The sequence below is a fragment of the Microcoleus sp. K4-B3 genome (assembly GCF_036704615.1).
Taxonomy (GTDB): Bacteria; Cyanobacteriota; Cyanobacteriia; order Cyanobacteriales; family Microcoleaceae; genus Microcoleus.
This window is the reverse complement of the sequence record NZ_JAUBSF010000001.1, coordinates 335,459-357,844: the sequence shown is the minus strand read 5'-3', so window position 1 is coordinate 357,844 and position 22,386 is coordinate 335,459. Positions and strand designations below refer to the sequence as shown.

21 protein-coding genes and 2 pseudogenes are annotated in these 22,386 nt (G+C 45.0%); 8 read left to right on the top strand and 15 right to left on the bottom strand.

What is annotated here, in order from left to right; genetic code table 11:
* The 4 genes and pseudogenes from QUA78_RS01470 to QUA78_RS01455 all read right to left on the bottom strand — a co-directional run.
* A partial coding sequence (locus QUA78_RS01470; RefSeq protein WP_445302441.1) for an ISAzo13-like element transposase-related protein occupies window positions 1-576 on the bottom strand: 576 nt, incomplete at its 3' end.
* Window positions 577-642: 66 nt separating this feature from the next.
* A pseudogene (locus tag QUA78_RS01465) lies at window positions 643-1,002 on the bottom strand (helix-turn-helix domain-containing protein); the annotation flags it as partial.
* Window positions 1,003-1,179: 177 nt separating this feature from the next.
* Window positions 1,180-2,295, bottom strand: a complete 1,116-nt coding sequence (locus tag QUA78_RS01460; protein ID WP_333306231.1) for a formylglycine-generating enzyme family protein — start codon at window positions 2,293-2,295, stop codon at window positions 1,180-1,182.
* Window positions 2,296-2,425: 130 nt separating this feature from the next.
* Window positions 2,426-3,706 (bottom strand): glutamate-5-semialdehyde dehydrogenase, encoded by a 1,281-nt coding sequence (locus QUA78_RS01455; RefSeq protein ID WP_333306229.1) that lies wholly within the window; start codon window positions 3,704-3,706, stop codon window positions 2,426-2,428.
* A 223-nt stretch (window positions 3,707-3,929) separates the two neighbouring features.
* Here QUA78_RS01455 and QUA78_RS01450 point away from each other — a divergent pair, with 223 nt between their 5' ends.
* A complete protein-coding gene (locus tag QUA78_RS01450) occupies window positions 3,930-5,654 on the top strand; it encodes a zinc metalloprotease HtpX (RefSeq protein WP_333306227.1) in 1,725 nt (574 codons plus the stop codon).
* A 161-nt stretch (window positions 5,655-5,815) separates the two neighbouring features.
* Here QUA78_RS01450 and QUA78_RS01445 read toward each other — a convergent pair whose 3' ends face one another.
* From QUA78_RS01445 to QUA78_RS01405, 9 genes and pseudogenes are all read right to left on the bottom strand, one after another.
* Window positions 5,816-5,977 (bottom strand): hypothetical protein, encoded by a 162-nt coding sequence (locus QUA78_RS01445; protein ID WP_333306225.1) that lies wholly within the window; start codon window positions 5,975-5,977, stop codon window positions 5,816-5,818.
* Between the two features lie 4 nt (window positions 5,978-5,981).
* Entirely contained in the window at window positions 5,982-7,055 is a 1,074-nt protein-coding gene (locus QUA78_RS01440) for a class I SAM-dependent methyltransferase (RefSeq protein WP_333306223.1), read from the bottom strand.
* A gap of 137 nt (window positions 7,056-7,192) precedes the next feature.
* Window positions 7,193-7,939, bottom strand: coding sequence for a peptidylprolyl isomerase (locus tag QUA78_RS01435; protein WP_333306220.1), 747 nt, complete (start codon window positions 7,937-7,939; stop codon window positions 7,193-7,195).
* A gap of 253 nt (window positions 7,940-8,192) precedes the next feature.
* Window positions 8,193-8,924 carry a hypothetical protein gene (locus tag QUA78_RS01430; protein WP_333306219.1) on the bottom strand — a complete coding sequence of 244 codons (732 nt, stop codon included), beginning with the start codon at window positions 8,922-8,924 and terminating at the stop codon, window positions 8,193-8,195.
* A 151-nt stretch (window positions 8,925-9,075) separates the two neighbouring features.
* Window positions 9,076-9,405, bottom strand: coding sequence for a DUF4242 domain-containing protein (locus tag QUA78_RS01425; RefSeq protein WP_333306218.1), 330 nt, complete (start codon window positions 9,403-9,405; stop codon window positions 9,076-9,078).
* Between the two features lie 11 nt (window positions 9,406-9,416).
* A pseudogene (locus QUA78_RS01420) lies at window positions 9,417-10,473 on the bottom strand (IS630 family transposase).
* A gap of 104 nt (window positions 10,474-10,577) precedes the next feature.
* A complete protein-coding gene (locus QUA78_RS01415) occupies window positions 10,578-10,811 on the bottom strand; it encodes a nickel-binding protein (RefSeq protein WP_333302405.1) in 234 nt (77 codons plus the stop codon).
* Window positions 10,812-11,058: 247 nt separating this feature from the next.
* The gene (locus QUA78_RS01410; RefSeq protein WP_333302404.1) at window positions 11,059-12,267 is read right to left on the bottom strand and encodes an FAD-dependent oxidoreductase; all 1,209 of its coding nucleotides are present in this window, start codon (window positions 12,265-12,267) and stop codon (window positions 11,059-11,061) included.
* A 194-nt stretch (window positions 12,268-12,461) separates the two neighbouring features.
* Window positions 12,462-13,664: a hypothetical protein gene (locus QUA78_RS01405; RefSeq protein WP_333302402.1), complete on the bottom strand. Its 1,203-nt coding sequence runs from the start codon at window positions 13,662-13,664 to the stop codon at window positions 12,462-12,464.
* Window positions 13,665-14,066: 402 nt separating this feature from the next.
* On the opposite strand from QUA78_RS01405, the gene QUA78_RS01400 reads away from it, so the two are divergent.
* Window positions 14,067-14,912, top strand: coding sequence for an SMP-30/gluconolactonase/LRE family protein (locus QUA78_RS01400; protein WP_333302400.1), 846 nt, complete (start codon window positions 14,067-14,069; stop codon window positions 14,910-14,912).
* A gap of 117 nt (window positions 14,913-15,029) precedes the next feature.
* Complete coding sequence (locus QUA78_RS01395) at window positions 15,030-16,769, top strand: hypothetical protein (protein WP_333302398.1); 1,740 nt, start codon at window positions 15,030-15,032, stop codon at window positions 16,767-16,769.
* On the opposite strand, the gene QUA78_RS32740 is transcribed toward QUA78_RS01395, so the two are convergent.
* Both QUA78_RS32740 and QUA78_RS32735 read right to left on the bottom strand, forming a co-directional pair.
* Window positions 16,722-16,919, bottom strand: a complete 198-nt coding sequence (locus tag QUA78_RS32740) for a hypothetical protein (protein ID WP_333302397.1) — start codon at window positions 16,917-16,919, stop codon at window positions 16,722-16,724. The two genes, QUA78_RS01395 and QUA78_RS32740, sit on opposite strands and share 48 nt — an antisense overlap.
* A complete protein-coding gene (locus tag QUA78_RS32735) occupies window positions 16,894-17,079 on the bottom strand; it encodes a zinc-ribbon domain-containing protein (RefSeq protein WP_445302363.1) in 186 nt (61 codons plus the stop codon). The genes QUA78_RS32740 and QUA78_RS32735 overlap by 26 nt, the downstream gene beginning before the upstream one ends.
* Before the next feature lie 122 nt (window positions 17,080-17,201).
* On the opposite strand from QUA78_RS32735, the gene QUA78_RS01385 reads away from it, so the two are divergent.
* From QUA78_RS01385 to QUA78_RS01365, 5 genes are all read left to right on the top strand, one after another.
* The gene (locus QUA78_RS01385) at window positions 17,202-18,260 is read left to right on the top strand and encodes a hypothetical protein (protein WP_333302393.1); all 1,059 of its coding nucleotides are present in this window, start codon (window positions 17,202-17,204) and stop codon (window positions 18,258-18,260) included.
* A gap of 294 nt (window positions 18,261-18,554) precedes the next feature.
* Window positions 18,555-19,151: a Uma2 family endonuclease gene (locus QUA78_RS01380; protein WP_333302391.1), complete on the top strand. Its 597-nt coding sequence runs from the start codon at window positions 18,555-18,557 to the stop codon at window positions 19,149-19,151.
* A gap of 310 nt (window positions 19,152-19,461) precedes the next feature.
* Window positions 19,462-20,922, top strand: a complete 1,461-nt coding sequence (locus QUA78_RS01375) for a DUF1565 domain-containing protein (protein ID WP_333302390.1) — start codon at window positions 19,462-19,464, stop codon at window positions 20,920-20,922.
* A gap of 310 nt (window positions 20,923-21,232) precedes the next feature.
* Window positions 21,233-21,568 carry a photosystem II reaction center protein Psb28 gene (psb28, locus tag QUA78_RS01370; RefSeq protein ID WP_333302388.1) on the top strand — a complete coding sequence of 112 codons (336 nt, stop codon included), beginning with the start codon at window positions 21,233-21,235 and terminating at the stop codon, window positions 21,566-21,568.
* 90 nt (window positions 21,569-21,658) lie between these two features.
* Window positions 21,659-22,165 (top strand): MogA/MoaB family molybdenum cofactor biosynthesis protein, encoded by a 507-nt coding sequence (locus tag QUA78_RS01365; RefSeq protein ID WP_333302386.1) that lies wholly within the window; start codon window positions 21,659-21,661, stop codon window positions 22,163-22,165.
* Window positions 22,166-22,386: the final 221 nt, after the last annotated feature.

Genomic DNA, 22,386 nt, shown 5'->3' with positions numbered 1-22,386 from the left:
TCTCAATGTTGTTGAGTCATCATCGGCTTGCTGATTAATGCGGTTAACTTCTTTAAAGATGGCTTCTGTTTCTGGTATCTGTTTGATTGGTTTTGTTTGAGCCACCCTTTTTAATCCATAACCTAGTTGATTTAATCGTTGTCGAATTACCTCCGCTGTTGGGAGTTCTTGATCTTGATACCCTTTGATTTCTATCAACTGATGACGAACTTGCGCTGCTGATAGTCTGGTATACAAACGGGTACTATCAAAACTCGGGTCTGTTTGGCTTTGTGGCTCTACAATTGAGCGTATATCTGACAGTAAGTTTGGCAGCCTATGTTCAATTGGTTTACTGCCTCTGAGTCGGAATGAGTCTGCTATCGATATTCCATGCTCTAATTCCTGCATCCCTTTCCGAATTGTCCGTCGATTCCATCCTAGTTCTCTTTCTGCTATTGTTGCTCCTCCTCTTCCCCATCCTTTCACCACCTCTGCCATGAATTGTCTTCGGTCACTTCCCTTTAGTTTTTTTGCTGTCTTGATGTACAACGACCTCAGACTATCACTTAGTTGCATTAACGATTCTGGAGACATACAGCAGATTGCACATTAATTATTCTCTTAGTATCCCTGATTTTGGATCATTTTTTCCTTGGATTACTCTAAATAAGTAGCCAATCTTTTAGCTGACCATCGACCAAACTCATATCCTAGCTCTTGAGGATCTTTGTCAATTGTTTCTAGTAATATTTCTATGTATTTTTCTGTAGCTTTGTGATGGTTCCCTTTCATCTTCTCATCTTTAAGACTCTCTAAATTATCTGGATCGCCATGTACGCACCAGAAACAGATTTTGTTGTGCGAACACCCGATAAATTTAGCAATTTCTTTTTGCGTCTTTCCATCATTGAGCAATAGTAAGATTAAGATTCTCTCTCTAATTTCTCCATTTTCTTCTTGTTTTAATGCTTGTTGAAGCTTTTTGACTTGCTCTGCATTTAGATGATTTTTGGCTGGCATACTTCTGGCTTTTCTGTGACTTGTGATTTATTATTATACCAGTTTTAATGCGAAACAGCTTAACAGCTTTCTCTTTTAAAATTTAGGTACAATTCGATTTCGAGCGCCCTTCTGCCGTCAGGGAAAAGGCAAAAGTGCAGAGGGTAAAAGGGTAAAGAAGAGTCTTCGCCGGGAAAACTAGGACGACGGAGAAACCGACGCTACCGCTACGCGAAAACCCCAGGGCCTCCAACTGTGATCCGCCGATAGCCACTCACGAACGGCACTGCGGCAACGGACTGCATAGATTTCCCAGGAACCCCCACGCAGCACCCGGCGATCGTCTCTGCCAGTTTCCCACGAACTTCCGTCAGTTGGTGCGCCGCTATAGTTTTCGTGCCACCTATCGCTGCACCATTCCCAAACATTGCCGTGCATATCGTACATCCCAAAGGCATTCGGGGGAAAACTCCCGACAGCAGTTGTTTTTCTGCGGTTAAGCCCTTGGGGGGCGTTTGCGTAGGGGGAGTATCCCCCATAGTTGACTAATTTCGGGGTAATGGTTTCCCCAAAATAAAATGGGGTTGTTGTACCCCCACGACAGGCGTATTCCCATTCTGCTTCACTCAGGAGGCGATATTTTTTCCCGGTTTGTTGCGAGAGTTGGCGACAGAATCCGACGGCCATTTTCCACGATACAGATTCAACAGGACGTTTTTCACCTTTGAAAAAGGATCGGTTGCATCCCATCACTGCTTGCCACTGTGCTTGGGTGATGGGATATTTGCCTGCAAAAAAAGCGGGTACTGTTACTTGATGCTGCGGACTTTCATTATCTCTTCTATCTTCCTCTGTGGCTGGGGAACCCATCATAAATGTGCCGCCGGGAATATAAACCATTTCCAGTACACTTCCATTCCCTAAATCTTCGGGGAAGAAGTGAGCATATTGACGGCGGCGACTGTTTTCTTTTCCTTCAGCATCAACTGTGATGACATCAAAGTGAAAAGTAGGCAAATATTTTTGGAACTGCTGTTTGAGATTTGGTTCATCTCTATCCTTCAGCAGCGAATAGGCTGCAAATTTAACCGCGATTGATTCATCTTTCAGTGCCGCAATTATTAAATCTAAACCTGCGTCCCCATATCTGCTGAGTGCTTCAGACAGTGCAGCAACTTTCACCTCAACAATGGGAGAAGCTAATCGAATTTTAATACCGGGAATCCCGCCTAAGACAGCCGCACCTAATGGCACTTGAGATTCACCGCCAAGGACAGCATCGTATTCTCTGGGTTGATTTGGATTTTCTGTCATAATCGGGACTTACGTAAGTGTCACACATCTATCCAGTTTAAGGGTGGGTCAAACTCAGTTCTAGGGTGATTATTCAGGGTCTCGAATTCTGACGCACCCTACTAATTATGCCAGTTGCGTAAATCTTGTATTACAAATCCCGATGAGTAAACTCCTTCGCATCCTTCCCTACATAACTCGCGGCAACATGGCCATCTCCAACAACTCGATACTTATAGGTAATCAACCCCTCTAAACCAACAGGCCCGCGAGGTGGCATTTGCTGCGTGCTAATCCCCACTTCTGCACCGAAGCCGTAGCGGAAACCGTCGGCAAATCGAGTCGAACAATTGTGATAAACTCCGGCCGCATCTACTCCATTTAAAAATGTTTCGGCGGTTTCGCTATCTTCGGTAACAATCACATCTGTATGTCTGGAACCGTATGTATTGATATGGTTAATTGCCTCTTCCACAGAATCTACTATTTTGATTGACAAAATCAAATCGCTGTATTCTGTAGACCAATCCGCTTCATTTGCTTCGGCAATATCCAAGATTTCGCTAGTTTTTTCGTCTCCCCGCAGTTCTACTTTTTTCTGCTGCAAAGCTTCGGCAACTGCGGGCAAGAAAACGGGGGCGATCGCACTGTGAACTAACAAGGTTTCAATGGCATTGCAGGCGGCTGGGTACTGAGTTTTTGCATCGACTGCAATCTCTACTGCTTTCTGAATATCCGCTGCTTTGTCTGCGTACAAATGACAAATTCCGTCGGCGTGTCCCAACACGGGAATTCGGGTATTTTCCTGCACAAAGCGCACGAAGGAATTAGAACCTCTGGGAATAATCAAATCTACATATTCATCCATTTTCAGCAGTTCGATTGTTTCTTCCCGCGTGGTCAGCAACTGCACGACTTCTGGATTGACTGCGGTTTCAGCTAATGCTTGATGTATCACTTTTGTCAATATTTCGCAGGAACGGACTGCCTCTTTGCCACCTTTGAGAATGACGCCGTTTCCTGATTTGATTGCCAAGGATACTATCTGAATTAAAGCTTCGGGGCGCGCTTCAAAAATAATGCCTAAAACGCCCAAAGGACAGGTGACGCGCTTCAGAATTAATCCTGTATCCAATTCACGGTGGATTTGCACGGAACCTACGGGATCTGGGAGTTTCGCAACGTCGCGCACGCCTGCGATCGCACTTTTCAACTTGCTCTCATCCAACTTTAGGCGATCGTACAGCGGTTTCGCAATTCCATCCGCCTCAGCCGCCTTGCAGTCAGCAGCATTCGCCGCCACAATATCCGGCGCAGCAGCTTCTAAAGCTTTAGCTATAGCCTCAATAGCTTGATTTTTGGCATCAGCGGACAAAACTGCCAATTTTCTAGCAGATACGCGCGTTTTTTGGGCAATTTCAATAATAGACATGGCAGTAACTTTTAAATTGTTTTGATTGTTGGGTTTTGACTTTTGAATTGAATCCCCAAAAAATAAATTTAGGGGCGGTTTTCAGTCTTAACAATTCTAGAGAAAATTCTATATTTTTGTTGAGACCCCTTACAGCAATCCGCATTAATAGGTTAAAACAGTGAAGTATAGATAAAATCCCACGGTCATTTCCATTTGTCAATAACCTTTGGAGATTATTATTATGTCATCTCATGCCCCTTTACGCAAGGCAGGGCGAGCCGCCAAAGCCGGCGTTAAACTGATACAGAAAACTGGGGGAAACCTCGTTTTAGCTTCCGGCGTCACCCTCAGCCTGCTGTTTGGTATGGTGTTAGCGCTATCTTTAGCCTCTGTTTTGATTCTCAACAGTCCCGATCCAGTCACCGGATTGGCGATCGCACTTCCGATTACCCTGATTTTTAACATCGCTGCTTTTTTCCTATCGCCTTACTTGATGGACTTAACCCAAAATTGGCTCTACAATACTCGCTGGGTTTCCCTAGCAGAAATTGAAAGCCTAAGTCCCGAAACAGCGAAAGTTATTCAGAAGGTTTGCAAGCAGAAAAAACTCCAGCAGCCGCGTTTAGGAATTATCGACGACCAAAACCCTACTGCTTTTACTTACGGTTCATTTCCAAACAGCGCTCGCTTAGTTGTCAGTCAAGGTCTTTTTACCTATTTAGACGACGAGGAAATTGCCACTGTTTACGCCCACGAACTCGGTCACATCGTCCACTGGGACTTTGCAGTAATGACTTTAGCTTCGACTTTGGTGCAGATTACTTATTTAATTTACACTACAGCTCAAAGAATGGGTAGAAGTGGTGGCGACAAAGCTAAAGATGCGGCCGGTACTGTAGCTGCTGTTGCTTATTTGTTTTACATCGCCGGCACTTATTTATTGCTGTATTTGTCGCGGACGCGAGAATATTTTGCCGACCATTTTGCCGCCGAAACTACTGGCAACCCCAATGCTTTATCCCGCGCTTTGGTAAAAATTGCTTACGGTATTTTGGAAGAAGGACAAACAGCAACTGAACCCAGCCGTTTGTTAGAAGGAACTCGCGCTTTAGGCATTTACGATGCCAAAGCTGCCACATCTACCGGCACTGCTTACAGGATTTCTTCGGAACCCGAAAAAATAGGGCGAGTGTTTTTGTGGGATATGTTTAATCCGTGGGGTTGGTGGATGGAGTTGAACTCTACTCACCCGCTGACTGGTAAACGAGTTCGCGCTTTGAGCACTTATGCCGAACAATTAGGCTTGGATGTTGAGTTTGATATGGGCCGGATTGTTGGCGAAGGCAATCTTTTGAGCAAGCGGAGATTGTACGGCAATTTTGTGTTTGATGTGCTGCTGTACAGTGCAGAAACTCTGGGCTTAGCGGTGGGTTTTGCGATCGGCATTTCGCTGTCTGCTGCGAATCCGATGATGATGGTTGCTTGTCCTTTAATCGCTTTGGGCGCGGGAATTTTGCTCAAAACTCTGGTGATGTTCCCCAATTACGAACAAGCAGAACATTTGGATGTTTTAAGCTTAATGTCTGACCCTTATGCAAGTCCTTTGCGAGGTCAACCTGCGAAACTGCAAGGCGAATTAATTGGTCGCGGCGATGCGGGTTATGCGTTTGGTTCAGATTTGAAATTGCAAGATAGAACGGGAATGATTTATCTGCGATATGCTTCTCGTTTTGGACCAATTGGTAATTTTCTGTTTGGGATGAAACGGGTTGAAAGTTTGATTGGAATGGATGTTAGCGCTTTGGGTTGGTTCCGCCGGGGTGTTGCACCTTGGATGGATTTGATTCAGCTTGAAAGCGATAGCGGTACGACGGTTAAGAGTTATCACCGCTTCTGGTCTGTTGTGATGGGTATAGGGGCGATCGCGATCGGTATTGTCTCGCTATTTATATCATTTCCTGCTTAATAGTTGAAAGGAATAAAGTCCTTACTACAAACAGTTTCATAGTGAAGACTTTATTCCTCTTAAGTCAGGGTTAAGGACTCAAGCATTAGTGTCAACTTCAACACTTGACAGATTAACCTCTTCATGAGTATAATCCCTGGTTTAACACCCAGGGATTATACTCATGACCGATCGCTGTTAAGTGGTTGAGCTGATTTGAATTCCGGTGTGGAAGACAATTGCTTCAGATCGATAAATACCGAAAATTGGCTGGTATCCAACAATCCTGAATTAGGCTGTTTTTTCTTCTGCCATTTTTGACCGATCGCACAAAGTTTGCACATGATTTTAGCTCTTTTTGATAAGATAATAATTGTTCATCAAATCATGGGCTAGCCGCTTGATTTCAACGCTGGCAAACCCAGCTTCGCTCAACATTTGTAGCGCTTTTTCTTGCCCCCACATCGCGCCCAATCCCATGCCGCCATAGGCTAAAGAAACACTCATACAGTGCATACAAGAAATGGTGTAGAGGAAGGGGGCAATGGGATGGTCTAGATTACCGCCGACATCCGTTGTGGCGTTGATATCTTGCATCAGGTAAACACCATCGGATCGCAGCGCATTGTAGATGTTATGCAGCACAACATCTGGTCTGGCTTGATCGTGAATGGCATCGAATGTGGTAATCAAATTGTAGCGATCGCATTCATCCAATGTGGCGGCATCCTTTACCTCAAAATGGATATTGCTTAATTTCCGCAATTGAGCTTCGGTGTTGGCACTGGCGATTGCTTCTCCCGAAAAATCGTAGCCTGTGAATCGGCTATTCGGAAAAGCTTCAGCCAGCTTGTTGAGTGCTTGCCCGCAACCGCAGCCGACATCTAGCACCTCAATACCCTTTTCCAATGCTTCGGTAAGCCCGGGAATCAGTGGCAGAATGTGCTCAAATAGCGCCGATACCACGGTTTGATTGCTATCTTCTGCCATCACCGCGTGAAAACGTTTGAACTCGGAGTAGGGTACACCACCGCCTTTGTAGAAGCAATCGATAATTCGATCCTCCACTGAACTCAGTAGGGGAATGAATTGAGCAAAGGGGGCAATGTTGTCGGAACTGGCACCTCTGGTCAGAAATGCTGCATTTTCTGTCGGCAAAGTGTAGGTTTTGTCGATCGAATTATAATCCACTAAGCGACCCGTTACCATTGCACCGAGCCATTCCCTCACGTAGCGTTCGTTCAATCCGGCAGCATCGGCAATTTGTTGACTGGTAGAGGTCGGCAATTCTGCCATTGTGTCGAACAGTTCGGTGCGATGCCCGATCGAAATCATGACTGCGAGTGCGCCACTGTTGAGAATGTCCAGCATCCGTTCGGCGAATGCTTCGGCTTTGGTTTGATCGAATGTTTGTGTCATCATAATTTAATGGTGATGGTATTCAAAAGTCATTAGTCATTAGTCATTAATCATTAGTCATTGGTGATTGGTTATTAGAACAAACAAATAACAAATAACCAACAGTCAACAGTCAACAGCCAACAGTCAACAGCCAACAGTCAACAGCCAACAGTCATTCCGGTGTTACCGGAATTGATTTCACGCATCTGTTCTTGCACCCAATTTTCAAACAGTTCGCGGAGCAAACCTTGACGCATGGCTACATCGAACTGCGCCGGAATCAATGTTTCTAATCTGACAATTACCAGCCATTCTTCTATGCGGATAGGATGCCAAAGCTGACCGGATCCGCTTATCGCCAACAGATGCGCCAAATTGGGGTGGATTGTGCCGAGTTCCGCCGGGCCAAGAATCCCATTGACTTGAGCTTCTGGGCCTTGGGAATAATCGCGCGCCAGTTCTGCAAAGGATTGCTCTTTTTCTTGAATCCGAAAATACAGTTCGCGCGCAATTTCTGCGTCTTTAACCCGAATCAAAGAATAGATGACTCGATCTAGCGATCGCTTGCTTTGCAGAAAATATGACTCTAGTTTGTGATGCCAAGTTTGGTGTTTAAATTTCTCAATTTTGAGCAGCCTTGGAATGAAAACAGTCTCTAAAAATTCCAGACTCATTCCGTCCTGTTTTAGCCAAAGCTGCTGTGTGGTTTCGTCGATCAGTTGATTTTGTTCGTAGAACTGCTGGCTGGCATTCACGATTTCTTCGGCGGTGCAATCGATGGGGGCGATCGCTTCATCAATGATGCTCTCGCGGTATAATTGGGGCAGCATTTGGTAGCTGGCAAGTCGAGGAATAATTCCCTCCCCATTGATTGTGCGATTTCCTATTTGTAAAACTGCGTTCATATAGCAAAAGGAAGTTCGGCAACGGATGAGTGTAACGGATTAACGGATGGAAGAAGTTCGGCAACGGATGAGTGTAACGGATTTACAGCAGATTCCACGTTTATGAAGCTTTTGCCGTAGGGACACGGCACTGCCGTGTCCCTACAATGGTTATGTACTTTGACTGATGCAGCCTTCAATAAACCGGGTTTTATCCTCTCAGACCCAAGGATTTTTCAAGCAACCCGGTTGCCGATTCAGTTGACTCTAGGTGCTAGACAGGAGTCATATTCAGGTTGTAGCTGCTAACGCCACTGTGTTGATAAACTTGGAGATAGTAGGTGCTACCTGGAGTCAAGAACTGAGTAATTGATTCAGACGTAGTGCCAGCGGCAGTTGAACTTACAATGACTTCACTTGCATCTACCACTGAATCGTTATTGCGATCGTTGATCGGCCGTATATCCATATCGCCACTTAAACCGCTGAGATTAAAGCGGAAATTGCGGCTTGAGTTGACAGCAAAATGGTAAGTATCAGAGGTATCCGAATTAACGATCGCTTCGTTGAAGGTGCGGGAAGCAGTCAGGGTTCCCACCTCTGTCTCGGCTGTTACGAGATTGCCGGGTTTGCTAATGGCATTGGTTGATACTCTCAAATCGTATTCGGTATTAACAGTACCAACTCGATCGACTTCAATCAGGTAGCTACCTGTATCAACGTTGTTAAGGCCAGATGACACGTTAATTGACTCAGGTTGGTTGCCAAAACGAATTGATGATGTTGCAATCTGTGAATCGTTGGTATCGCGTACACCATTGCCGTTGAAGTCTCGGAAGAATCGAACATCGGCATTAGCGGTCATATTAGTCAGGGCGATGTTGATATTGCTATCGTTCCCCAGACGAAAACTGTAGGTGTCTTTAATATCGGTATTGCCAACGAATTCACGCTTGCCTACGGGATTAGCATCGCGGATCAAGGTACCAAAGTTAAATTCAGCCATTTCATTTCTCCTTAAAGTGTAAAGGGATTAGTTAATTTGCTGGTTGTTTGCTTAACTTGATATCAATCTAACGAGGCGATCGTTCCGAAAGCGTTCCGAAAGCGTTCTCGAAGCGTTCCCAAAGCATCCAAGCGCGATCGTCGGCACGAATTCAAGGTTTGAGAACTTCGGCACACCAAACGCGATCGAAGGGAATTCCAGCTTTACCGTGGGCTTCTCGAATCACTTCGGCATCGGGCGCGTTCAGTTCGCACACCACGCGAGTTTTATCCAGCGACGCATAGGAACGCACCCATTCAATACCCCGTTCCTGATAGCACGCTAAAATTAATCGATGGGCTTCGTTCCACTCTTCATCGGTAAAGCCATTCGGATAGCTTCCCTCCAACACCTTGAGGATTGGTTCGTTCCATACAGGTGGCACACCTTCAGGTTCAATAACTTGGGCTGTCCAAACCTTGCTATAGCGATCGCAAATCATTCGTAAATTAATTAAGGGTTCGATCGAACAGCAGTTCCATTGAGTGTTGGTTCAAAAATACCAAATTTGTGTAAAAGAGAGAAAGTCAAAGCTTTGTGACTGTATGGTAAAATTGAAAAACCATTTAACCAAGGCAAAAGAACTGAGCCGATTCCCAAATTTTCTCACCCAAGTCTTGGCATGAAGCCAAATATCTTCGACTGGATTCTGCTCGCCTAGCATTAGGAGCAAACAGGACACAAGTTAAAGGCCATTCATCCCGCTCCTTACCTTGATTAATTTCTTCTAGGTAAGCTTTCATTTCTTTATATTTGTGATAGCTGGCTCCATCCCAAATAATCAAATGTCTGGCTTCGGGATTTAAAGATTGTAAGTCTTTTAAGAAAGCCACTGTATTCTCAGAATTTGCCGTTGCATATTGTCGCAGAACAAACTGTGAAAGTTAAATAATTTACTGCGCCATAATAAGTTTGTTTTTCTCTCTGATTCACCAGTGGTATTTCTATTCTCTCGTTGCGCCTTCCCCAAAGATAACCACAGACATCTCCCCACAGTAGATGACACTCATCAATCAAATACACCACAAGCTTTCTCGATTCTATAGCTCTGGCGTGTTCTTCCAGAATCTCACAGATTTCTTGGTGCTTTTTTTTGACGAGTTCTTCATCACGTTTTGGATTCTTTTTTTGAGATTTTTTCCAGCTAATTCCCGCTGAATTTAAAAGTTGGTAGTAGCTAGTTTTTGATGGAAATTCAATCAGATATCGCTCTGCTATATAATTTGATAATTCGGATAAATCGAGCGTGGTTTTTCTTTGTTAACCATTGGATTATTTCGGCTCGTTCTTCAGGCTTAAGTTGTCCCCGCGCACCCTGATAATTTAAGCGCAACCCTTCAATTCCATGCAACGCATAATTGATTTTCCACTTACTGATAAATGGAGATGATACTCCCAATATCTTTTGAATAGTTTCGCGGCGGACCCCTTCAATTAATATGCGGATAGAAGCAGCTCTTTTAAGTTCTCTTGGGTCGGGATTGCTGGCAATAAAATTTTCTAGTTCCAATCAAGCTTGGACTTCATGCTCCACAAATTTTTCTGCCGATTTCTTTTGGGACATCTCAACTCCTACTAAGATTTACGTCCTGATTATTATACATGATTTGTGATTTACAATTCATTTGCGATCGCTATAAATCCAACATCGGCTTGGCGATAAGCTTGTCGCACAGACTCTGCATCTGGTGCCTCAAAGGTGCAAATCATGCGATCGCGATCGGCTGATAGTAAAGAGTAGCACCACTTGGCATTTCTTGCCCCAAGACAATCCAAAACTCGCGTATCAGCTAACATTTCTGCGCTTATGGGTCGATCGGTCGTTGTTTCAACTTTGATGAGAGACATAATTACTTCCTCTTAATTAGTAATGACTGTTGACTGTTAACTGTTGACTGTTAACTAATGACTCATGACTAATTGTAGCGATTGATGATTTTCCCCACTCTCACCCCAATTTTTTCAGCGCCTCGCAGTGGACAAAGTGAGCGAGTTGTCACCCCCCCCCAGCATAAACGTGGGTAAAGTCTGCTCTACGCTCGCATTCTCAGCCAATCTGTAAATGATAGTATGAGCGCACAAAAATATCAGAAAATTAAGTTCTTGCCTGATGGATCTCTTGAGCAGTTCTCAATCCAGAGGCTAATGCCCCCTGCATCCATGCCTTGTTAGTAGAAGTGTGTTCTCCAGCAAAATAGACTTTCCCTTCCGACCGTCCAAGTTCATCAAAAAACGTTTTTTCTTGCTCTTTAGTCGGTTGTGCCCAAGCTGACCTTGACCACGGATCTTTAGCCCAAGAATAACTGGTGGTTTTACCCTGATAAGCACTTACACCAGGAAGAATCTTTTCCCATCGCTGTAGTAATTGAGGGAATTGTCGATCTGGAGGGAGGGTATCCATAGCGAGGGCATTTTCCCCTCTCAGATAAGCGTGCAAAATGCCTGTTTTTCCAGAAGCATCCCAAGTGGGGTGCCACAGTTCTTCAACACCACTATCAAACACTCCCCAACCATTCAATCCTTGTTTTTCCCAGAATCGTTCGGAGAATTCTACAAACATTCGTGTTGCTGAGCCATAGCTATAGCCCCCAGCTATAGCAAGCTGTTTTTGAGGTGATAGTGGAGGCTGAAAATTAATTAATCCTAAGACTGGCAAGGGAACAGTACATAGAACGCAATCTGCTGTGTACTGCTGTCCTGATTGGCACAAGACTTGAACCCCTAGAGAATTTTGTTCAATGCGAGTAACCGCAGATCCTAGATGAATTTTATCAACTAAAGCAGTAGCAAAGGCTTGGGGCAATCGATCTGAACCTTGAGCAATTTTAACAAGCTTTGATCTGTATCCTCCCGGTATAGCTTTAGCGAAATCATCAGCAGAAACAAGAAGACGTTGCCCCTTTTCAACAGAAATGTAAAACCCCTCTGGTGGGTAAAAAGGCTTTATAGCCAATCCAAAATGTTGAGCATAGTTAAGTGTTAGATTGTGAGTAGACGGAATTCTTGCTGGTCCCGTTTCTACGAAATGATTCTCACTAAATTTGTCTCTCAAGGTCAAAACTCTCCCTCCTACTCGCTCACGGGCTTCTAAAACTGTTACTGTATGACCTACTGCTGCTAACTCGTAAGCGGCAACCAAACCAGACAACCCCGCTCCGACGACGATCACTTTCTGAGAGGATAGTCCTTTTTCTAATGCTCCTGGAGTTCGGGAGTTTTGGGCTTTAACTTGAGCATGGGCTATTGCCGCACCAAACGTTACAGCGCTACTTAATAGAAATTGACGGCGATTTAGTTTAAACATAGCGCTCTAGACAATAATTACAGTAATACTAAAAGTTTTGCATAATTTAGCAAAAAAGGGGAATATGAAGCAATTATCAAACAAGCGGAAGAGTTTAAAAAATTAGATGAGCGATATGAAGTAAAGTCAAGTTCCCTGTGATGAACACCATCCCTAGTTGCAGTTCGCTACAACTAATGACTAATAACTAATGACTAAATCTGTTCGATCGCCCGATCGACAGCAGTGCGGGCGCGGAAACTCAGCGCAGGACGATCGATGCGATCGCGCAGCGATTCAAACCGCGCAGTCGCCCCCTCTCGATCGCCCAAAGCTAAAGCACCCTGAATCAAAATTGCCCAAGCCAGAGCAATCTCGCTGGGATGATCGACCGTCTGAGCAGCTTTTAAAGCAGCTTCAGCGCGGGCTGTTGCCAAAAGAGGTCGATCGCACTCTAAATCCACTTGAGCCGCCCCAATCAGCACGTAAGACAGCATCCGTTTGGCATCCACCTGTTGCAAAGTCGCGATCGCTCGCTCCAAAGCAGCATCGGCTCCAATTTGCTGAAGCTGATAGTTCGCTAAAGCTAAAAGTGCCTGGGCGATCGCACCTTCACTGCCTTCGCCTTTGATTTTGGCTCCGACGATCGCCATTTCCTGACAATAAGGCAAGGCAGCCGCCGGATCGCCCGCTTCCAGTTCCGTCATCGCCAAATAGCTGAGGTTATAACACTCGCACCAGCGATCCTGCTGGGCCGCGGCCAATCGCCACGCCTGTTGCAACAAAGTTCGCGCTTCCGCATAGTTCCCGTGATGGCGGTGTACGGCACCCAACCCTTGGGCAATTCCGATGTTTTTAGCGCCAACTCTCGCCGCCAGGGACTGCGCCTCCAGCAACAAAGCTTCTGCCCGCCTCATTTCCCGTCCAATTTCAGCCAAGCAAGACCCGCTATATACCAGCAATCGCACGGCCGTAGCTGGACTGGATGCCCGACTTACCTCTGCTGCCCGCAGCGAGTGTTGGTGGACGTTAGCGAAGTTGCTGCGATCGAAATGCAGGATCACCAATGCCTCAAGTCCCGTGGCTTCTGCTTCTTCTAAACCTAGAGCATTGGCTTCATCGATTAAGCGGTGCACCTCGCTGTCGAGTTGAGAAACTCGATCGCCCGTAACGCCTGCGATCGCGCTAACGCGCAGCAATTTTAAATGCAATTCAATCCGAGTGCGATCGTCAAGTCCTTGACACTGCTCGATCCCAAGCTGAGCTAGATCGGACGCTTCCGCGTAGGCAAACAATTTCAGGCAGCGTTCGGCGGCACAGAAGGCGCTAGACGCTGCTAATTCTCGATCGCCCCCGATGGCCGCGTGACGGGCAATATCGCCAGCCCAGGCGCTGTCTGGTGTGGAGAGTTGATTCAACTTATGGGCAATTTGCAAATGGATCAAATGGCGGCGCGGTTGTGACAACTTCAGGAATGTCAGCAGATGGCGATCGCTAATTTAAATGACATTGCTATACTATGTTATCCGCGCGGCCGTCTGTTTGAAGCTACACTTTTGTATTCTTAATATAAATGTAAGATAGATGCGGTACGATCGATTGCACTACCGCTCTCAATCAATGCAATTAACAAGGCAAACATGACCGCCAAAATTGCTACAATCATCCTCTCGTTTATACTTTTGAGTCTAGCATTCAGCAACAGGTTTTTCAAAAATGATTTCTTAAAACTTTTCCCTGACGGCAACTCGCCCAATAAATTAACATCAAAATCTACAAAATTGACCGCCCAAACGGAAAATAGGGAGAAAAAAAACACCGTGCAAGATCTTCTTGATGACAGCGCAAAATTAGAAAAACTAGCTGGGAATTTCCAATTTATAGAAGGTCCAATTTGGCATCCAGACGGCTTTTTGCTATTCAGCGATATTCCCGCCAATATTATCTATAAATTCGCATCAAACCAGCAATTTGAGGTATTTCGCCGCCCTTCGGGAAAAGCCAACGGGAATACTTTAGACAAAGAAAACCGCTTACTTACTGCCGAACACGAAAATCGCCGCGTATCCCGCACAGAAAAGGACGGCAAAGTTATCACATTGGCGGATAGATACGAGGGCAAGCGGCTCAACAGTCCGAACGATTTGGTTGTTAAATCCGACGGCAGCATTTATTTTACAGATCCGTCTTATGGTGTTAGTAAAGACCAGGAAGAATTGGGTTTTTACGGTGTTTACAGGCTGGCACCCGATGGGAAATTAACTCTGCTGGTTAAGGATTTGGTGCTGCCGAATGGCATCGCCTTTTCGCCAGACGAGCAAAAACTTTATGTCAACAATTCGGAAGCGGGATACATTGCCGTTTTCGATGTAAAACCGGACGGAACTGTTACAAATGAGCGGCTTTTTGCGGATTTAAAAGACGCCAGTCAAGGCGGAGTTCCCGACGGTCTAAAAGTTGATTTAGAGGGGAATGTTTACAGCACCGGGCCGGGGGGAGTGTGGATTTTATCGCCGGATGGTAAGCTTTTGGGGAAGATTTCGGTGCCTGAGACGGCGACTAATTTGGCTTGGGGAGAAAGCGATCGCAAAACGCTTTACATTACGGCAAATACAAGTCTGTATCGGATTCGCCTTAAAATTGCGGGTGTGCGGCCTGGAAAATAATCTAAAATCAGGCGAAGTTGAAAGTAAAGTGGTTTTTATTAGGGGTAATTGACCGGGCATGATATAGTCGTAGGTTTGAGAATCAGTCCTTCCCGATTCTTTTATCTCCAATCTCAAATGGTATTAATAGCTAGGTTGCACAAATTTCTAACTGCTACAGTCGATCGCACATCCCGATCGCGCACAATATTTTGGTTGACTCTGAGCTTGACATTTGCTGCACTTTATGCTATTTTAGGACTCAAGCAAGTCTTCAGCGCCGAGTATATGGTGCAAGACGATGCGAGGCAGCACGTTTTCTGGATGATGCGGTTTGTCGATCCTGAATTATTCCCCAACGATTTCATTGCTAATTATTTTCAATCAGTCGCCCCCGCAGGATACAGCACGCTCTACAAATTAGCCGCAACAGTTGGCATTCACCCGCTATTATTTCACAAAATATTGCCGCTATTTCTTGGGTTAATCTCGACTTATTACTGTTTTGGCTTGTGTCTAGAAATGCTGCCAGTGCCGATGACTGGATTTATTGCATCTTTGCTGCTAAATCAGCATATGTGGATGACCGACGATTTGGCTTCCACAACGCCAAGAGCTTTTATCTATCCGATATTTCTGGCTTTTTTATATTATTTGTCGCGCCGTTCGTTGCTGCCTTGTTTGGGGGCGATCGCGCTAATCGGACTATTCTATCCTCCTTACGCCTTGGTTGCTGCCGGAATTTTAGTTTTGCGCCTGCTAGCCTGGAAAAACGGCGGTTTGCGCTTGTCGGGCGATCGAACAAATTACCTATTTTGCACTACAGGTTTGGGAGTAATCTTTTTAGTAATGCTGCCCTATGCCTTAGATAACTCTGAATTTGGCCCAACTTATACCGCAGCAGAAGCGAAGCAAATGGGCGAATTTGCGCCAGGCGGCAGAAATGCTTTTTTTCGTCCAAATCCCAAAGATTATTGGTTAACAGGGCGGGGCAGCGGGATGTTTCCCAAGTCGCTGTTTACGCCTGTAACTCACTGTGTCGGATTGCTATTTCCGCTGCTGCTGTTTTTGCGATCGGCTTTTCCCTTAGCAAATCAGATTCAAAGCAAAATCTGGCTTTTGCTTCAGCTATTTTTAGCATCCTCGGCGATGTTTTTTGCTGCTCATGCTACCATTTTTAAGTTGTATCAACCAGGTCGCTATACAGCCTACAGCTTGCGATTTATTATTGTGTTGATAAGTGCGATCGTCCTAACCTTAATTATCGATGGAGTCGGTCGTTGGGCCTCAAAAACCGCAACAACATTTCATTTTAAAAATTTAGTTGCACTAATTACGACAGCGACAATCGCTATCGCCGTTGTCCTTTATCCCTGCTTAGTCGAAAAATTCCCCACAGTCGGGTATGCCGAAGGTAAAATGCCAGGTTTGTACAATTTTTTTCAGCAACAACCTAAAGATATCTTGATTGCTTCGATCGCCCCAGAGACGGATTATTTGCCAACATTTAGTCAGCGTTCGGTGTTGGTGGCAAAGGAATATGCAGTGCCTTATCAGAAAGGCTACTACAGCCGATATCGGCAGCGAGTTAGCGATTTAATTCGCGCTCAATATACGCCCGATAGAGCTGTATTGCAAAATTTTATTAATCAATATGGAGTAGATTTTTGGATGATCGATCGCAATGCTTTGACTCTTCAGTATGTTGAGGACTACGGCTGGATCGATGACTTTGATTCTACACCGCAGGCGATGATTTCTCTCAAACAAGGGAAAATTCCCGCCTTAGCTTCAGCAATGACAAGTTGTGCTGTTTTTCAGAATGAAATTCTAGTGGTTTTGGATGCGTCTTGTATTGTGAAATTGACCGGGAATTAAGGCATCGCAGGCGATCGCATTATCATTGATAGCAATATGGTCAAAGCTGTAAACTGTATGTCTATCTGAAACTGCCTCAGCTAATTTTGCTTCACCGCAACCAAAATCACCAATAGTGTAGTCGCTACGTGGTTGACACCAGCGAATCATCTCCTCCTAGGGAATAACTGCCCAATCTTTTCTTGATTCTTGATACAAAGTATGGTAATGCGCCCACTCTTGAGGGTTTTCCTGTAATAGAAGCTGGCCATTCGTGGTCAGGCCCATTAGAGCATTTCCACCAAGCTTTTTTTGCTGAGCCTGCTGGCACTTGTTCTGGAGTGAGCCACCATTCTTTGTGGGATGCCACTGCGCGGCTAGTTGAGGGTCTATAATTGATAAAGGGTTTTTCATCGAAAATACCTGTTGTAAATTGTTAATTATTGTAAATAAATGACAGATAAACTAAAACAATTTTTAGAGCTTTCGGAATCGGAAATAGAAAATATAAGAAATACTACCATCAAAGATAGGTGTCACCCTGTCAAGAGACTATTAGATCCCAGAGATGGAGGCAAAAGAGACCTTCAAGTTATAACAAATACTGAAAGAGCATTGAGGCATCTCAAGCAACATCATACTCAATGGCTTATGAATTTAAAGCCAAGGCTTCTTAATATTTATGATTATTCAACTTCTTCTGGAGCTTTAGGAGAAATCAGAGCTTTTGGATACATACTAGAGGCTGGTATTTCAGTAAAACCAATAAGCGGAAACGGAGCGGATTTTTGGGTTGAAGATAACCAAGAAAAAGTTTTGATAGAAGTACACTCAAAGCAGTTGCATGATAAAGAATCTGAATCGTTAGAAAAATTCTACAATGATTTAAGGAATGAAATGACTAACAGGGACAGAAATACAGGAGGGGTTATTGGTGAGCATAAAACTGTTCCTTTTGGAAAACCCCAAGAACATGAAAATGTAACTGAAAATGCTATAAGCAAACTATGCGCTATAAAACAAAGAGAACATCAAATGAGTACAAAATATACGTCTATCCTATGGTTAGATTTTCAAGATGAGGTATGGGACTTATTAGATACAGTCGATAGAGTATTACCTGTAAGAACTTGGAATAAAGCTTTTTACTCGGGAGAATTATGGTATGCCTTTTATGGATGGAAAGATGCTCCTATCTTTCAATACTTTAGCTTGGATATGCCTCTTAACGATGAAAAAAAAATGCGTCATCCGGGACGATTTAGAAATTCTACTAAACCTACTAAATTAGATGCTGTCATAATATCTTTTTCCAGAAATACGGTAATTTTAGAAAACCCTTTCAGTAAAAAAGCAATTAAACCATCTTTATGGAAAAAATTAACTTTTCTGCCTTGGTTTAATTTTGAGTATTCATATACAAACTGGCCTGCGATGAATTTAATACAAAGAATAGAGCTAGAGGAAGAAAAGTTAAAAAAGTTAATAGAGTTATCATCTATAGATTTATAAGCAAGCGTAAGCTTCCATCCCTGCTGCTTTCCAATCTTCATTTGGTTATTTGATGTTAAAAAGGCGATATTACTGTATATAGTGTGCCTGGGTAAGTCCTGTCTCGTAAACCCACCCAAGCTTGCTGAAATATTGCGATCGATTGACCGGACATAATACAATTGTGCTTCGTACTGGCTCTGATAAAACGAGAAGAACTATTCGGATTCTGAAGCTACAATTGCTGCATGGCTCTTCTGTAGGAGCGATCGCACAATGCGTTATAATCCCGATAGGAGATAATGGTGCGAGTCAATGACACAAGTTCTCGATCGCGAAATTCTCGATGGGCGAGTGGTGCTCAACGGCACTTGGGAGCAATTCAAGTTAATCCAGAAGGTTTCGGAAGATTCCCCTGGCATAAAGTTGTCCTTTTTTGCAGGTGCGATCGAGATTCTGATGCCGGGATTCCAACACGAAAATTTTTCGGAAATCATTGGTTACTTGGTGACCACTTTTGTGTTGCAACAAGGTATTAAGTTTTACCCTTCTGGTTCAATGACGCAGGAGAAGACGCCAGAAGCTTCAACTCAAGCAGACAAATCGTTTTGTTTGGGAGAACCTAAGTTGATTCCCGATTTGTCGATCGAGGTGGTTTATACTAGCGGTGGACTGAGCAAGTTGCCAAAATATCGAGCTTTGGGCGTGCCTGAAATCTGGTTTTGGGAAGATGGCACGCTGCGCCTGTATCATCTCCGGGAAGATGGCTACGAGCAAGTAATTCAGAGTCAACTGTCGGGATTGGAAACGCTGGATATCGATTTGCTAAGACGCTGCATTTTAATGGGTGAAACTGATTTGGCTGAAGCGGTTAAGGTTTTTGGGCCGGGAATCTTGATCGATCGTACATGACAGCAAGACGTTAGATTTTCCTAATTGGCGATCGCAATTTTAGTGGTTTTGGCAGCATCGGGAAAAAATAGCATCTTCAGAGCCCGGAATTCTTAAATAAGTCTGGTTCGGGTGTTGCTAGGAACGAGAAATACAGTTTTTTATAGGGATAACCCCCCTGTGGTTGCAACTCCTGAGGGGTGATGTTGCGGATATTATCGTGCAATTAAATAATCTCCGTAATCAAAGGTGAATATAGATTCGGGGTCAAGTTCGCAGACAATGAAAATTGCACAAAAGCTCGATCGCCAATTATCTCTTCAACAAAAACATGACAACACTTTACGTCAACCCGCAAACAGGCAGCGATTCCGCAGTCGGCAGCCAATCAGCCCCATTCAAAACTATAGCCCGCGCGATCGCCCGCACTGCATCGGGAACTACGATTCAGTTATCACCGGGAACTTACAGCGTTGGTAGTGCCGAACAATTCCCCTTGGAAATTCCCTCGGGAGTAAAAGTTATTGGCAATGAAACTAACAAAGGTAGAGGCATTCTGATTCAAGGCAGCGGCAAATTTGTCAGTCCCACCGCTGCGGGCCAAAATATCACTATACTGCTAGCAACTAATTCGGAATTGCGCGGAGTAACTGTCACCAATCTCGATAGTCGCGGCACGGGAGTCTGGATTGAGTCAACTTCTCCGACTGTGGCTAACTGCACTTTTACTCAATGCAAGCGCGAAGGCGTTTTTGCCACGGGAACCGCTAATCCTGCGATTCTCGACAACATATTTATGGAAAACTCAGCGGCTGGCGTAATTACGGCGGGAACTGCTAAGGGAGTAATACGGCGCAATATTTTTCAAAAGACGGGTTTCGGCATTTCTCTGGAAGGTCAGTCGGCTCCTTTGATTGCTGACAACCAAATTTTGGAAAATCGCTCCGGTATAGTTGTAGCGGGGGAATCTCAGCCGATTTTACGCAATAATCGCATTGAAAAAAATACGGAAGACGGTTTAACTGCGGTGGGGAAGTCGCGGCCAGATATTGGTACTGCTCAAGATTTGGGCGGCAATATTTTTCAGAATAACGGTGAATTAGACTTGCAAAACGCGACTGGGGTTAAGATTTCTGCGGTGGGAAATCAGCTCAATTCTTCGCGGGTGAAAGGTTTATTTGATTTGGGCAATGTGACGCCAATTCCGACTCCTGGCGGGCTAAAGTTCAGCGATATCAGCACGCATTGGGCTAAGGATTTTATCGATCGCTTGGCAAAGATGAATATTGTTAGCGGGTTTCCCAACGGCACTTTTCAACCTTACGAGATTGTAACTAGAGCTCAGTATGCGGCTGTGTTGGCGAAGGCGTTTGAATTGGTGCCGCGCCGTGAGGCGACGGTTTTTAAGGATGTGGCGGCGGATTTTTGGGCGCAGGGAGCGATCGACCAAGCTAATCGAGCTGGCTTTTTGGTTGGATATCCAGACAGCACGTTTCGCCCGGAGCAGAATTTGACTAGAGTTCAGGCGATCGTATCTTTGGTAAACGGCTTGCAGTTGGGGGGCGGCAACCCCAATTCTTTGAGCGTTTATGTCGATCGAGCTCTGATTCCCAGTTTTGCCACCGACGAGATAGCAACCGCCACAGAGCGCAAAATCGTGGTCAACTATCCCGCGCGCGAAAAGCTTTCCCCCGCCCACGACATCACCCGCGGCGAGATATCCGCCCTCATCTACCAAACTCTGGTAGCCACAAAGCGGGCCGAGCCAATTAACTCTCCCTACATCGTCTAAGTCCCGTAGCATCGGAATTAATATTACTCACAGTCAGGACACGGCAATGCCGTTTCCCTACCCCGATTAATTGTAGGGACTTAGGCTCTCGCGGTGTCCTCGGTATCATTCCGATGCAGCCGGAAACGATATCAGGTACACAGAACCAACCCATCTCCCCTCTCCCTTGTCTCCGATTCCCTCGCTCTCCCCCACTCTCCCCCACTCTCCCCCACTCCCACTCTCCCAAGTCTTGATTTGCGAGTACCCGAATCGTTTTATGATTAAACATTAAGAAATTAAGCAATCCTTAAGGTTCGAGTGTCAGATTATGGCTAAAATTCAATTCTCTCGGGGTATAGACGAAGATGCTGTGCCCGAAGTGCGCCTAACCCGTTCTAAAAGCGGAGATCAAGGCACTGCCACGTTTATTTTTGAAAATCCCAAAGCTCTCAGCAGCACCAGTACCGAAGACATTACTGGAATGTACATGATCGACGAAGAAGGCGAAATCCTCACTCGCGAGGTTAAGGCTAAGTTCATCAACGGTCAGCCTGCGGGTTTGGAAGCTCTTTATCTAATGAGAAGTTCCACAGAATGGGATCGGTTTATGCGGTTCATGGAACGCTACTCGCAAGCAAACGGCTTAGGATTTAGCAAGGCATAATGGGTAGTTGGTAATGGGTAATTGGTAATTAGCCGATCGCCGGTTGCCGGTTGCCGGTTGCCGATTACCGATTGCTTAGAAGAAGAAACTATGACGCAAATTCCTCACCCCGACTTATCTAAGATAACCGTAAATTGCGCTATCATTACTGTTAGCGACACGCGCTCGGCAGAAACAGACAATAGCGGCTTGTTAACTAAGAGGCTGCTAAAAGATGCGGGTCACTCTGTGGTAGCTTACACTGTTGTTAAAGATGATGCGGCAAAAATTGTATTGCAAATGCAGGCGTTTTCCCAGCGTGAAGATGTGGATGCAATCATTTTTAACGGCGGCACGGGCATCGCTCCCCGAGATACGACTTATGATGTGATGGAGAGTTTGCTCGACAGGATTTTACCGGGATTTGGGGAGATATTTCGGTTTTTGAGCTATCAAGAAATTGGTTCGAGGGCGATCGCCTCTCGCGCTGTTGCAGGCGTGTATCAAGGCAAGTTAGTCTTTTCTCTTCCGGGCTCTAGCAATGGTGTGAAACTAGCTGTGGAAAAGCTGATTTTACCGGAATTAGTTCACTTGGTAACGCAGTTGCGCGGTGGGTGAGGGCTGAATTCGGTTAATCGACTGACGCAAAGCAATTTGGTTACAATCCCCCCGAGGCATCCGTGGAGTGAGAAAAAAGCTTTGAATCCTCATCGCAAGCCCCCGGGTTTAGCAATGAGGTCGCTTTCTTCAATCTAAAATCTAAAATCTAAAATCGACTGGCTGCATTCACCGCAAGAAACGGGTGGCTTTGAGCCTGCTCTATGGCTAAAGTAAGGAAA

Coding starts and splice junctions, on each gene's coding strand:
- QUA78_RS01415 (WP_333302405.1), bottom strand. CDS start 10,811: ATGTCTCTCATCAAAGTTGAAACAACGACCGATCGACCCATAAGCGCA.
- QUA78_RS01430 (WP_333306219.1), bottom strand. CDS start 8,924: ATGGCTGAATTTAACTTTGGTACCTTGATCCGCGATGCTAATCCCGTA.
- QUA78_RS01455 (WP_333306229.1), bottom strand. CDS start 3,706: ATGTCTATTATTGAAATTGCCCAAAAAACGCGCGTATCTGCTAGAAAA.
- QUA78_RS01395 (WP_333302398.1), top strand. CDS start 15,030: ATGGTATTAATAGCTAGGTTGCACAAATTTCTAACTGCTACAGTCGAT.
- QUA78_RS01375 (WP_333302390.1), top strand. CDS start 19,462: ATGACAACACTTTACGTCAACCCGCAAACAGGCAGCGATTCCGCAGTC.
- QUA78_RS01410 (WP_333302404.1), bottom strand. CDS start 12,267: ATGTTTAAACTAAATCGCCGTCAATTTCTATTAAGTAGCGCTGTAACG.
- QUA78_RS01460 (WP_333306231.1), bottom strand. CDS start 2,295: ATGACAGAAAATCCAAATCAACCCAGAGAATACGATGCTGTCCTTGGC.
- QUA78_RS01380 (WP_333302391.1), top strand. CDS start 18,555: ATGACACAAGTTCTCGATCGCGAAATTCTCGATGGGCGAGTGGTGCTC.
- QUA78_RS01435 (WP_333306220.1), bottom strand. CDS start 7,939: ATGAACGCAGTTTTACAAATAGGAAATCGCACAATCAATGGGGAGGGA.
- psb28 (WP_333302388.1), top strand. CDS start 21,233: ATGGCTAAAATTCAATTCTCTCGGGGTATAGACGAAGATGCTGTGCCC.
- QUA78_RS01440 (WP_333306223.1), bottom strand. CDS start 7,055: ATGATGACACAAACATTCGATCAAACCAAAGCCGAAGCATTCGCCGAA.
- QUA78_RS01365 (WP_333302386.1), top strand. CDS start 21,659: ATGACGCAAATTCCTCACCCCGACTTATCTAAGATAACCGTAAATTGC.
- QUA78_RS01385 (WP_333302393.1), top strand. CDS start 17,202: ATGACAGATAAACTAAAACAATTTTTAGAGCTTTCGGAATCGGAAATA.
- QUA78_RS01450 (WP_333306227.1), top strand. CDS start 3,930: ATGTCATCTCATGCCCCTTTACGCAAGGCAGGGCGAGCCGCCAAAGCC.
- QUA78_RS01425 (WP_333306218.1), bottom strand. CDS start 9,405: ATGATTTGCGATCGCTATAGCAAGGTTTGGACAGCCCAAGTTATTGAA.
- QUA78_RS32740 (WP_333302397.1), bottom strand. CDS start 16,919: ATGATTCGCTGGTGTCAACCACGTAGCGACTACACTATTGGTGATTTT.
- QUA78_RS01445 (WP_333306225.1), bottom strand. CDS start 5,977: ATGTGCAAACTTTGTGCGATCGGTCAAAAATGGCAGAAGAAAAAACAG.